We start from the raw sequence: 12,653 nt of genomic DNA, 5'->3' as shown, positions 1-12,653 counted from the left end.
TAAATGTCAGCTGAGAAATTGATTAAAAATCTAGAGAAACTTTTACAACTTCATCAAAATCTCCATAAAATAACCCTCCAGAAAACGGAAAGCTTGAAGAGTGAGAATATCGAAGAATTAAAGGAATTGCTGAAAAAAGAGCAAATGTTTGTTCAGGCAATTAAACAACTGGAAGCAGAAAGAGTCCAGGTTACTTCAGAATTTCTGGGTCATGCTGAAAATTTAACACTTTCAGCATGTATTGAAAAATCTTCAGGTCATGAAAAACAATCCCTGGAGAGAATCGCTAACGAATTCACCGAAGTGATGGAAAAGCTGACAGCAGCTAACCAGCTAAATAGAGATTTAACACAGCAGGCCTTACAATTTGTGTCCATTTCTTTAGATATGTTAATGCCTCAGGAAAGCCTTACGAACTACAATCGACCGGACGGAAATAAAACACAATCAGATATAAAGCGTCGATCTTTATTTGATTCACAAGCATAACGAAAGGAGGAAAAACTCAATGACATCTACTTTTTATGGATTAGAGATTGCAAAACGAGGAATGTTCACACAACAAAGTGCCCTAAGCACAACAGCACACAATATTGCGAATGCAAATACACCTGGTTATTCACGTCAGCGTGTTAACTTTGTTCAAACAACACCATATCCAACTGTTTCAAAAAATAGTCCTGTCATACCAGGTCAAATGGGTACTGGTGTTGAGGCAGGAACGGTACAACGAGTTCGTGAGGATTTCTTAGATGTTCAATACCGAAGTGAAAATAACAAACTCGGTTACTGGGATTCTCGTGCAAACGCGTTAGAAAAGATGGAGGAAATTATGAATGAGCCATCTGATTCGGGCTTATCTATCACTCTTGATCGTTTCTGGCAATCCCTGCAAGACTTAGCGGTTAACCCAACAAATGCAGGCGCCCGCTCGGTCGTACGTGAACGCGGCATTGCTGTTGCAGAAACATTCAACTATCTTTCAACATCATTGAAATCCATTCAAGGTGATCTGAAAAATGAGCTGGATGTTACAGTAAAGGAAATAAATTCGCTAGCTTCACAAATTAATAACATCAATAAACAAATCTCTGAAATCGAACCGCACGGTTATTTACCAAATGACTTATATGATGAACGAGATCGTTTAATCGACCAACTTTCATCACTTGCTAATGTTAAAGTAACTTCAAATCCTTCTGGAGGTAATGCCCTTGCCATCGCAGAAGGTTCGCTAACAGTTGAAATCGTTGATGACAACGGAAACTCACTTGGTACACTAGTTGATGCAAAAAATAAAAAAGTAAATGAACTAACAGTGGGCTACAAAAAAGATAGCGGCTTAGTTGAAACCGTATCAATTGGTCAAAAAACACTAGGAGTTTTAGAGTTTAATAGTACTGGAAAAATTAGCAGTTTAATTGATTCATATGGCTATACGTATGAAAGTGGAACAAGTATCTTTGAAAAAGGACTATTTCCAGATATGCTTGGAAATATCGATACAATGGCATTTGAGTTTGCTACTAAATTTAATGAAGCACATAAGGAAGGCTGGAGTATTGAGGACTATAATTCAAAGACGCATACTCCTGTAGACTTCTTCGCATTCGGTGAAGATGGATTAACAGATTCAAAAGGAGCAGCAGAGCTTATCAAAATCTCACAAGATATCATCAATTCTACTGATCATATTGCTGCAGCACTGCCTAACGCAGATGGCGAAGTTGCAATAGGTGACAGTCAGAACGCATCCAAGCTTGCCGATGTAAAAAACAAAACATTTAGTATAGATGGAAACACGACTTCCTTTCAAAACTATTATGAAAGTATCATCGGTGGAATGGCAGTTGACGCACAAGAAGCTGAACGCTTAACAGCAAACAGTGGAGTTCTTAAAGATGCAGTAGATGTTAGAAGACAATCAGTCAGTGCCGTATCACTTGATGAAGAAATGACAAACATGATCCAATTCCAGCATGCCTACAATGCGTCTGCACGAATGATCACGATGCAGGATGAAATATTAGATCGTATTATCAATGGAATGGGATTATCAGGAAGGTAGGTAAGTAAAACATGCGTGTAACTCAAGGAATGCTGGCGACAAACTCGCTTCGCCACTTAAGCCAAAGCTATTCAAATATGGGGAAATACCAAGATCAGCTTGCAACAGGCAAGAAGATCAACCGACCTTCTGATGATCCGGTTGTAGCGATTAAAGGGATGTACTATCGAACGAATTTGACTGAAGTGGAACAGTATAAGCGGAATTTATCGGAAGGATATCAATGGATGGAAAGCTCTGAATCTGGTATTGAGCATGCAACACAGGTTATTCAGCGTGTACGTGAGCTAGTTGTACAAGGTAGCAACGGATCAAACAGTCCAGAGGATTTAAAAGCAATCGGAGTTGAAATTGGACAGTTAAAGGAAGACTTAGCAAATGTGGCAAACACACAAGTAGCTGGTCGTTATATCTTTAACGGAACAAAAACTGATAGTGCTCCTGTGACAATTGATGATAGTGGCATTACTGTGGATATGAATACCGATGCATTTAAAGTAGAAGTTTCAAATGGCGTAAAGCTCAAAGTGAATATAAACCCAACAAATGTGTTTGGTAGTGAACTATTTAATACACTGCAATCAATTGAGGATGCGTTAAATAGTGGCAGCATAGAAAGCGGCGATGAATTTCTTAGCAAAATAGATGAACATTTCGATGTCATGTCTGCAGAACGCTCTGAAATCGGAGCACGCTACAATCGTTTAGAAATGATTGATACAAGAATTCAAGATCAGGAAATTATCGCAAGTCGAATTTTATCTGAGAATGAAGATGCTGACATTGAGAAAGTCATCACCGATTTAACAATCCAAGAAAGCATTCACCGTGCATCCTTAGCGGTTAGTTCAAAGATTATTCAGCCGTCATTGATAGATTTCTTAAGATAAGTAACATTAAATAGGATTGATTGGGTCTGACACATTGGGATGAGTCAGACCTTTTTACTAGGGAGTGAAGGAAATGAAAATACCGCAAATTCGCTTGCAAAGTATAACCGCGCAAATTAGTATTCATACTACTAAAGGACAGCAAACAATCGAACAACCAAAAGCAGACCTTTCAATTGAACAGCCGAAAGCCGAGTTATCAATAGAAGCCACCCCGTCTAATCTATCAATTGATCAAACTGAAGCATGGGCAGACATGGATTTGAAGCATATTTCACGGCGAATTAGAGAGGCTGCACAACAGGGACATCAAGATGTAATGGCAGGAATCGCCCGCAGAGCTGAAGAAGGCGAACAATTAAAGCGGATAGAGGACGGAGGAAATCCGCTTGCTGATATAGCGAAGAAACGAAGTCAAAAGCCGATTTATCCATTTAATGTTGGGTTTATACCTTCGGCTGGTAGTGTGAAAATTCAATATGAGCCTGCGAAGGTAAACATCGAGGTTACGCAAAATAAACCTAATATAGACGTATCGCAAAATAAACCAATCATTGACTATCAACCAGGAACGGTTGAAGTGAATCTGGAAAGAAGAAACGAACTCCATACTGATTTTGTACCTGTAAATAAAGGAGAATAAATGAATGAAACTAACAACAAAGTATCATGGGGTTATTGAGATAGAGGAAAAGGACATTCTTCGTTTCCAAAATGGGTTGCCAGGCTTTCTAGATGAGAAATCATTTGTATTACTTCCTTTAGATAGCGATTCACCGTTTTGGATATTGCAATCAACAGAGACACCGGAGTTGGGGTTTGTCACTGTTAATCCGTTTGACTTTTTTGAAACGTATGAATTTGATATTACTGAAAACGATAAGCAATTACTTGAATTAACATCTGAAAAAGATGTAACAGTGTGGACAATATTGAACGTCAAGGATCCATTCGAAGACTCAACTGCAAATTTACAGGCCCCGATCGTTCTTAACACAAGGAATAATCAAGCGAAACAAATTATCTTAACAGATACTCAATATATAACTAAGCAAAAATTAATTCCAGAAAAAGTAGTGAAGTAGGTGGTGGATGGATGCTAGTACTAACAAGAAAACTAAATGAATCAATTCAAATTGGAGATAATATTGAAATTACCGTTCTTTCTGTTCAAGGTGACCAAATAAAGTTAGGAATTAAAGCTCCAAAGGACATTGAGGTTCATCGAAAAGAAATCTATATGTCCATCCAAGAATCAAATAATGAAGCAGCTTCCATACTCCCAAACATCCTAGAACTATTAAAAACACAGCCCAAAAACCTTAAGTAAAAAAACTTGAGGTTTTTTTATTTTTTTCTACAAAATCTATTAAACTTTTCAACCTAGCGACGATATATAAAGTAAGAGGTTGAACCAAATGGCGGCCGACATGAGGGACACCTTAACTTAGAAGATTCACAAGGATGTGGATCATTCATATATTCAAGGAGGAAATTTATAATGAGAATTAATCATAATATTGCAGCTCTTAACACTTATCGTCAGTTGAATAGTGCTTCAAGTGCTCAAGGTAAATCAATGGAGAAATTGTCTTCAGGTCTTCGTATCAACCGTGCTGGTGATGACGCTGCTGGATTAGCAATTTCTGAAAAAATGCGTGGGCAAATTCGTGGATTGGATCAAGCTGCCAAAAATGCTCAAGATGGTATTTCATTGATTCAAACTGCAGAAGGTGCATTAAATGAAACTCATAGTATTCTACAACGTCAACGTGAACTTACTGTTCAAGCATCTAACGGAACAATGACAGATGATGATCGTAAAGAAATACAAAAAGAGTTAAACCAATTAGTTGATGAAATTGATAGAATAGCTGATGATACTACATTTAACACTAAAAATCTGTTAGGTGGAAGTTTAAACGAGAAAATTCATATCGGTGCCGATCAAGGTCAATCAATGGATATTCAGTTCAATGATATGAATGCAGATGCAATTGGAACTGTTTCTGGAAGTGGCCAAGTCTCTAGTGCATCTATTGTTACAGATTTTTCAGGTGCGTTAGATTCTGAACTTGCCTTATCTGCAAATGCTGGTGCTGATACAATGGCAATTACTCTTGACCAAGATTATGGTAGTGTGAAGGGTGTAGTTGATGCAATTAACAATCAAATTCAGGGAAATGCTGTATTTAAGGATTTAGTATCAGTGCAAGTAAAACCAGATGGGAAAATTGCATTAGTAAATAAGACTGATAATGCAGTAACAACTGCTAATGGTGCAGGTGGTACTGTAGATGTAGCAGATTCGTTAAAAATAACTGTTGGAGCAATCGGAGGAACTACTACTAGTGTTTCATCTTTAAAAGTTGATCCTGATACTGCTTCAACTGGTGGAGTTCTAACTCAAAGTGATGCAGATTCTGCTATTAAGGTTATAGATGATGCAATTAAAATGGTATCTGCAGAACGTTCTAAAATGGGTGCTTACCAAAATCGTCTAGAACACTCAATCAATAACTTGAACACATCCTCTGAAAACTTAACAGCTGCTGAATCGCGTGTAAGAGACGTTGACATGGCGAAAGAAATGATGAACCAAACTAAGAATTCTATTCTTTCTCAAGCAGCACAAGCAATGTTGGCTCAATCCAATCAAATGCCTCAAGGTGTGTTACAACTTCTGAGATAATTGATTAGAGGGCGTCTAGCTTGGTAACGAGCTAGAGTATAACTGGGTGAATTGCTGGAACTTTCTAAAGCTTCATCAACCACAACGTAACCAGAAATGGTAGGCGTGAAGGTGTGAAAATGATGAAGATGTGATAATGGATAATCAGCAGCCAAGCTCCTGTGAGGAAACTCTGGAGAAGGTTCAACGACTAGAGAACACGGTCTAAGGCGAAAGCTATGACTATGAATCTCGTAGGGCAGTTAATGCTGTTCGAAGTGCCCAGCCCCTTTCTAGATTAAGGGTGAAGATATAGTCTATTCTATGATCGAAAGACATAGTCGCAAAGCAAGCGAACCAACAACCACAAGGAGTTCTTCAACTTCTTCGTTAATTTTACTAAAAAAAGGCTTTCTCTATTCAGAGGAAGCCTTTTTCCAAATAATACTAGCAATTAAAATATTTCTTTTCACTTCATTTAACTGATTTAACAATTCCACATTTGATCACCTCTCAATTTATTATAATAACGAACTGATGTTTCCATATTACTAAAATAATGTAAAAGTAAGGTATAGATACTATTTTGATAAAATTGAATTCTTATCAGTTTATTTCTCCATTTATTTAAACTTTACCAACTAATAGCCGATATAAATAATAGAGAATAATCAGAGGAGTGTTCCTAATGTCGGTAGAAAAACTATCTTCACAGCCAGCACTTCACAACTTTGAAACAACAAAACCAACTGGCCAAAATGAAACGATCGAACCTAATATAATTGCTAAGCAAAATATACAAGAAAAATCGCCATCTAAAGAGGAAATGGAACGTGTCATAGATGGAATTAATGAAGTATTACAACCGGCTAATACCCATATTAAATTTGAACTTCACGAAAAACTAAATGAATATTACGTAACTGTTGTTGATAACAACACAAATGAGATAGTCAGAGAAATTCCTTCAAAAAAGTGGTTAGACATTTATACTGCCATGACCGATTTTGTTGGGTTAATCGTCGATAAAAAAATTTAGGAGGTGGATGGAGTGGCAATGAGAATAGGTGGACTAGCTAGTGGTATGGATATTGATACGATCGTATCTGACCTAATGAAGGCAGAACGTATGCCGCTAGATAAATTAACGAAAAATAAACAAGTTATAGAATGGCAGCGTGATGCTTATCGCGAGATGAACACACTGCTATTAAACTTCCGAAATCAAACATTTGATATGAAGCTATCATCTAATTTTGGTGCACGTACTGTTACCTCGTCTAACGAAAGTAAAATAACTGCTATTGCAAAAAGTGCAGCAGACCTATCATCCTTTACAATTTCAAGAATTGATCAGCTTGCAACAGCTGCAACAAAGGTGAATGCAGGTGCAATTTCTAAAACTGGAACTAAGATCGATGCATCGGTAAGTCTTTATAGCATGAAAGATAACTTTGCTAATACAAACTTTGGTTGGACTTCTGGGAGTGTTGAAACTCAAACTATATCTCCATCAGCCAACGGAAAAACATTCAAGCTAACTCTGGCAGAAGGTGTAGAATTACAGGAAATTGCTAACCATACAACAGTTAAGGTGGATGGAAAGTCATTTAATATCATCACTGATCCAGCAGCTACTCTTCAAACTGGAGATGTAAGAGTTGATAAAGACGGCAATCTGGAGTTCTTTGATGAAATTTCTAAAGGAAGCACAATTAAGGTTGATTTTGCAGCAACTAAAAAAATTGAAATTTTAAAACCAACAGCCGACTTCACAGAAATCCAATTAGCCAAGAGTCCTATATCTCTACAGGACGAGGTTGTTGTTACAATTAACGGTATTGATTATCGAAATAGCGGTACAAATAAAAATGAACTTTTAGCAGCTGATAACTCGGTGTTTGCAAAAATTGATGAAAGTGGGAAAATTACGTTTACAAATCAACAAGCAAAAGATACGGAAGTAAAAGTAGCTTATGAACAAATGTATTTTGCATTCGATATTGGTTCCCATACTTCAAATGGTCAGGTAAACGAACGATTTCTTGTCCAAGGTTCAGATTCCCTTGATTCAGTATTAAGTAAAATCTCTTCTTCTGATGCTGGCCTATCAGCTTATTATGATACATTCACAGACCAAGTAACATTAACTCGCAAAGAAACTGGTGATTTTAACGAGGCTGGAAATGAAATCATCACTACACCTGGTTTTCTAAATAATATTTTACGCTTTGGAAGTGGATCAGAAACAGGTGGGGATAATGCTGTTTTTACTGTAAACGGACTCAGCACTGAACGTACATCAAACACGTTTGACATGAATGGTGTGACATTTACGTTAAAGGATAAGCTGTTAAGTACAGAACCGAGTATTTCGATTAACGTTGCTAACGATACAAATAAAGTCGTTGAAAATATTACAAAGTTTGTTAACTCTTACAATGAGTTAATTGAAAAAATTCAAACAAAGGTGAATGAGGAGAAATACAAGGATTATTTGCCATTGACAGATACAGAGCGAGAAGGGCTATCTGAAAAGCAACAGGAAAAATGGGAAGAGATGGCGAGAAGTGGTTTACTTCGCAGAGATTCCTTACTTTCAGGCCTACTTTCAAAAATGCGGACTGACTTTTATTCACCAGTAAGTAATGCAACAGTTGATTCCAACGTTAAACAATTATCTAGCATCGGGATAACCACAACGTCGAATTATCTTGAAGGTGGAAAGTTAGTTATTAATGAAGATGAGCTTCGGAAAGCAATTGAAGAAAATCCAGAATCTGTAGAAAAGCTATTTACTAGCAGCGGTTCTACAAGTGGAGAACAAGGAATTCTAAATCGACTATATGACAGTTTAACAAATACAATGGACAGTATTAAAACTAAAGCAGGAAATTTAAATGCAACTAATGATACTTTTACATTAGGGAAAAACCTTAACAGAATTACAGATCAAATGGATCGCTTTGAAGACCGCCTAACACAAGTCGAAAACCGTTACTGGGCACAGTTCACAGCAATGGAAAAAGCAATCCAAAAATCAAATTCACAAATGTCCTATCTCATGCAGCAATTCTCATCATAATAAAAGGAGTGTCACCTATGGCAATGAATAACCCGTACGCAGCCTATCAGCAAAATGCAGTAACAACCGCTTCCCCAGGTGAAGTTACGTTAATGCTATACAATGGCTGTCTTAAATTTATTAAACTAGCTAGCTCAGCAATTGAAAATAAAGAAATAGAAAATAAAAATACCAATATCCAAAAAGCACAGAAAATTATTACAGAACTCATGGTCACGTTAAATATGGATCTGGAAATCTCTAAAAATATGATCGTTATGTACGACTATATTAACCATCGTTTAACGGAAGCGAATGTGAAGAATGATGAGTCAATTTTAAAGGAAGTTGAAGGTTTGGTTGTTGAATTCCGCGATACATGGAAGCAGGTTATTCAAATTACTCGTCAACAACAGCATCGTCAAGGCGGTCAAGCGTAGTGTCTCGATTAAAAAAAGTATACGGAGTAACCGAACAGCTTTTTCAATTGGTGTCACAGCCGATCGCAAAGGAAGCAAGAGATGTATGTATTGAAAAGATAACATCTTTGTTAGAAAATCGTGATCAGCTCTTAAGCGATGTTCAGCCACCTTTTACTAAAAATGATCAGCAACTATTTCAGCAAATTGTCACTTGGAATGAAGTTATTACGAAAAGATTCACTGAGATTAAGCAACAAATCCAACAAGACATGATGCAATTAAAAAAGACGAAGTCGTCCAATCAACAATATGTCAATCCATATCAAGGCATTTCCACATCTGATGGCATGTTCTATGATAAACGAAAATAGGTGAACCGTAATGGTATCCTTAACAAGTGATCAATATGAGTTGATTCTTCACATCTAACTCTGCATTTGATCAAGTGATTTTAACTTTAGTCGGTGAGGCATCCATTTTCACAACTGTTAAAAAAACTTCACGAGTTTGTTAAAACGCAATTAGTTCATATCTATATAAAATGGAAAGAATCCGTTCAGACTCAGTTACAACCCTATATTACACAGTAAAACTCGTCTTTCATGGCGAGTTTTTTTCGTGAAAAGAGGTAGAGGATGAGATAAATATATGATAAAATAAATGAGAACAAATGTTCTGTACATTAAGCAATGAATGTATAAAATTAAAAAGGTATGTGATAAAATAATGTTATTAAACAGGGTTTTTGAGAAACCTCGAGAATACGGAACTGTTGATTATGATGGTCTATGGAAAAAGTTAATCTATGAGTTGTTTGAGGAGTTTGTCTTATTTTTTGTAACTGACCTGTATGAAAAAATTGATTTTTTAAAGGAACCTGAATTTTTACAACAGGAGCTTTTTCAGGAAATTATTCATGAAAGAAAAGGAAGACAAGTTGCTGATCAAATTGTAAAAGTATTTCTAAAAAGTGGAGAGGAGAAGTGGCTGTTAATTCACATTGAAGTACAGGGAGATCGTGATCCTGACTTTGCAAAAAGAATGTTTCGTTATTATTATCGAATATTTGATAAATACGACCAAGAAATTGTTGCGATTGCTTTATTAACAGATACCTCCAAACACTTCCGACCTAACACGTTTCATCGTACATCTTATGGAACAGTGTTAACTTATGAATATAATATTTACAAATTTATTGATCAAGATAAAACAAAGCTTCTGCAATCGAGTAATCCATTTGCTATTGCAGTATTAGCTGGAAAGCTTGCCAATGAAGCAAAAAATGACTCAGAGAAGCGTTATCGTTTTAAACGAAAATTAATCCAATTAGTGTTGCAAAAAAATGATTATCCCCAAGAAGAACGATACATATATTTATCCGCATTAATATACTTCATTGATTATTTATTACAAATCCCGATTGAATTAACACAAAAACTACAGAATGAAATCATTCTTACAAAGGAGGAAATAGAAATGATGTATTTAGATCGAAACAATTTGCCGCCGACTTTTGGGGAATTGAAGAGGTTGGTAAGAGAGGAAGGGAGAGAAGAAGGAAGAGAAGAAGGAAGAGAAGAGGGACGAGAAAAAGGAATTGAAGAAGGTCAGAAGCTGGTTGCAGTTGAACTTTTGAAAGATGGTATGCCTGTAGAACTAGTTGCCAAGTATGTAAAACTGTCAAGTGAAATAGTGAAGGAATTGAAGGGGGAATATCTGAACAATTAGGGGAAATATATTTATCCTTATCCGCATTAATATACTTCATTGATTATATCTATTACAACTCCCATTTGAATTAACACAAAAACTACGGGAAGAAATCATTCTTACAAAGGAGGAAATAGAAATGATGTATTTAGATCGAAACAATTTGCCGCCGACTTTTGGGGAATTGAAGAGGTTGGTAAGAGAGGAAGGGAGAGAAGAAGGAAGAGAAGAGGGACGAGAAAAAGGAATTGAAGAACGTCAGAAGCTGGTTGCAGTTGAACTAATGAAAGATGGTATGCCTGTAGATCTAGTATCCAAGTATGTAAAGCTATCAATTGAGATAGTGGAGGAACTAAAGAGAAAATATATGAACAATTAGGAAAATAAGTCTAAGACCCAAATGTATGTCCAGAATAATAATTCGCTCATCCATAAAATCTTCTAGGGAGAGTATGTAAATTTAGTCATAATGACTTTGAAATAATAATGAAGGAGGTATCATAATGGAACAGGAAACAATGCTAAAGGAAATACTCAATGCATTAAAAATACATTCAGATCATATGGATCAAAAGTTTAAAAAAGCTGATGAAAGATTTGAACAAGTTGATAAAAGATTCGACAATATTGATGACCGATTAGATAGAATAGAGAAGAAAAAGGATGGCTTTCGTGTTGGACTAACAGAGTCACAAGAAACGATTGATTTTATCTCCGTAAAAACTTTACAACATGAGAAAAAACTTCGTAAAATAAATCAATCGTAATACACTTCAGCCCCAAATTCCTCGTGCACTGTCACCACCCGGAAAAGTCCAAGCAATGCAGTAACAAGCAGGTATCAGCCGGCATTTTAAAATTGGAGACTATCATAAATTCACTCGAAATAATGTGGCAAAAACGAAGGGAATTCGATTATATTCGAATCACATTTTCGTGATATCGATATGTGGAACAAACGAAAAGTTCCATTCCTGCTCTAGCCAATCAACAACCTTAAAGAGTTCTGAATTTACTAAAGTAATTTAGTAAGTTTTTTTGTACCTTAATTAACCAATACATATCCCCAAATGTAAGCGCATATACTATTACACTTAATCCTGTATTTACAAAAATAAAACAATCTTCAACATTTTTCACAAATTTTTCACGAAATTTTTACGTTTTAGCAGGAGACAAGCAGGGAAATATAGAATTAAGTATACATAGCTTTATCATAAAGGAGGAGTTCAATCATGAGATATAACGTCAGAGGGGAAAACATTGAAATAACTCCAGCATTAAGAGAATATGCAGAAAAGAAAATTGGTAAGCTTGAGCGATACTTTGAAGATTCAGTTGACGCAAATGTAAATGTAAACTTAAAATTCTATAATGACCAGGAGTCAAAAATAGAAGTAACGATTCCAATGACAGATCTTGTGCTCCGTGCTGAGGAGCATAATCAAGATATGTACGCAGCCATTGATCTTGTGGTAAATAAATTAGAACGTCAAATTCGTAAGCATAAAACAAAAGTCAATCGCAAGCTTCGTGAGCAGGGTGCTCCAAAGTTTGTATTTAGCAATTTACTACCTGAAGAAAACGCTCCATTAGATGAGGAAGATCAGGAAGAGGTTGTTCGTACTAAGCGCTTTAACTTAAAGCCGATGGACAGCGAGGAAGCGATCCTGCAAATGGACATGTTAGGTCATAGTTTCTTTGTATTTACGGATTCTAAAACGAATAAAACGAATGTTGTCTATAAACGTAAAGATGGAAAATATGGCTTAATTGAGCCTCACGTATAAAACAAGGACAGCGCCTAATTAGGGCGCTGTTATTT

The 12,653-nt window shown here is 36.2% G+C and carries 15 protein-coding genes; all 15 read left to right on the top strand.

Annotated elements, in window-relative coordinates:
* Window positions 1-3 precede the first annotated feature (3 nt).
* Window positions 4-489 carry a flagellar protein FlgN gene (locus tag HUW50_RS06560; protein ID WP_066333228.1) on the top strand — a complete coding sequence of 162 codons (486 nt, stop codon included), beginning with the start codon at window positions 4-6 and terminating at the stop codon, window positions 487-489.
* 19 nt (window positions 490-508) lie between these two features.
* Window positions 509-2,068 carry a flagellar hook-associated protein FlgK gene (flgK, locus tag HUW50_RS06555; RefSeq protein WP_066333230.1) on the top strand — a complete coding sequence of 520 codons (1,560 nt, stop codon included), beginning with the start codon at window positions 509-511 and terminating at the stop codon, window positions 2,066-2,068.
* Between the two features lie 11 nt (window positions 2,069-2,079).
* Window positions 2,080-2,958, top strand: coding sequence for a flagellar hook-associated protein FlgL (gene flgL, locus HUW50_RS06550; protein ID WP_066333232.1), 879 nt, complete (start codon window positions 2,080-2,082; stop codon window positions 2,956-2,958).
* A gap of 73 nt (window positions 2,959-3,031) precedes the next feature.
* Window positions 3,032-3,601 (top strand): DUF6470 family protein, encoded by a 570-nt coding sequence (locus HUW50_RS06545; protein WP_066333234.1) that lies wholly within the window; start codon window positions 3,032-3,034, stop codon window positions 3,599-3,601.
* Window positions 3,602-3,605: 4 nt separating this feature from the next.
* On the top strand, window positions 3,606-4,043 hold the full coding sequence (gene fliW, locus HUW50_RS06540; protein WP_066333237.1) for a flagellar assembly protein FliW: 438 nt from the start codon (window positions 3,606-3,608) through the stop codon (window positions 4,041-4,043).
* Between the two features lie 11 nt (window positions 4,044-4,054).
* Window positions 4,055-4,288 carry a carbon storage regulator CsrA gene (csrA, locus tag HUW50_RS06535; RefSeq protein ID WP_066333240.1) on the top strand — a complete coding sequence of 78 codons (234 nt, stop codon included), beginning with the start codon at window positions 4,055-4,057 and terminating at the stop codon, window positions 4,286-4,288.
* Between the two features lie 171 nt (window positions 4,289-4,459).
* The gene (locus tag HUW50_RS06530) at window positions 4,460-5,650 is read left to right on the top strand and encodes a flagellin N-terminal helical domain-containing protein (RefSeq protein ID WP_066333243.1); all 1,191 of its coding nucleotides are present in this window, start codon (window positions 4,460-4,462) and stop codon (window positions 5,648-5,650) included.
* Between the two features lie 667 nt (window positions 5,651-6,317).
* Window positions 6,318-6,668 carry a flagellar protein FlaG gene (gene flaG, locus HUW50_RS06525; RefSeq protein ID WP_066333252.1) on the top strand — a complete coding sequence of 117 codons (351 nt, stop codon included), beginning with the start codon at window positions 6,318-6,320 and terminating at the stop codon, window positions 6,666-6,668.
* An 18-nt stretch (window positions 6,669-6,686) separates the two neighbouring features.
* A complete protein-coding gene (gene fliD, locus HUW50_RS06520) occupies window positions 6,687-8,714 on the top strand; it encodes a flagellar filament capping protein FliD (protein ID WP_066333354.1) in 2,028 nt (675 codons plus the stop codon).
* Window positions 8,715-8,731: 17 nt separating this feature from the next.
* Window positions 8,732-9,133 carry a flagellar export chaperone FliS gene (fliS, locus tag HUW50_RS06515; protein WP_066333256.1) on the top strand — a complete coding sequence of 134 codons (402 nt, stop codon included), beginning with the start codon at window positions 8,732-8,734 and terminating at the stop codon, window positions 9,131-9,133.
* Window positions 9,133-9,486, top strand: coding sequence for a flagellar protein FliT (locus HUW50_RS06510; RefSeq protein ID WP_066333261.1), 354 nt, complete (start codon window positions 9,133-9,135; stop codon window positions 9,484-9,486). The genes fliS and HUW50_RS06510 overlap by 1 nt, the downstream gene beginning before the upstream one ends.
* A 355-nt stretch (window positions 9,487-9,841) precedes the next feature.
* Window positions 9,842-10,846, top strand: coding sequence for an RpnC/YadD family protein (locus HUW50_RS06505; RefSeq protein ID WP_066333267.1), 1,005 nt, complete (start codon window positions 9,842-9,844; stop codon window positions 10,844-10,846).
* 121 nt (window positions 10,847-10,967) lie between these two features.
* A complete protein-coding gene (locus HUW50_RS06500; RefSeq protein WP_083964641.1) occupies window positions 10,968-11,207 on the top strand; it encodes a hypothetical protein in 240 nt (79 codons plus the stop codon).
* Between the two features lie 124 nt (window positions 11,208-11,331).
* Complete coding sequence (locus tag HUW50_RS06495) at window positions 11,332-11,595, top strand: hypothetical protein (protein WP_066333272.1); 264 nt, start codon at window positions 11,332-11,334, stop codon at window positions 11,593-11,595.
* A gap of 468 nt (window positions 11,596-12,063) precedes the next feature.
* On the top strand, window positions 12,064-12,618 hold the full coding sequence (gene hpf / locus HUW50_RS06490; protein WP_066333277.1) for a ribosome hibernation-promoting factor, HPF/YfiA family: 555 nt from the start codon (window positions 12,064-12,066) through the stop codon (window positions 12,616-12,618).
* Window positions 12,619-12,653: the final 35 nt, after the last annotated feature.

It is taken from the genome of Metabacillus sp. KUDC1714 (assembly GCF_014217835.1).
Classification (GTDB): Bacteria; Bacillota; Bacilli; order Bacillales; family Bacillaceae; genus Metabacillus; species Metabacillus rhizosphaerae.
Note: the sequence above shows the minus strand (reverse complement) of the source record. Positions and strands in the feature narration are given on the sequence as shown.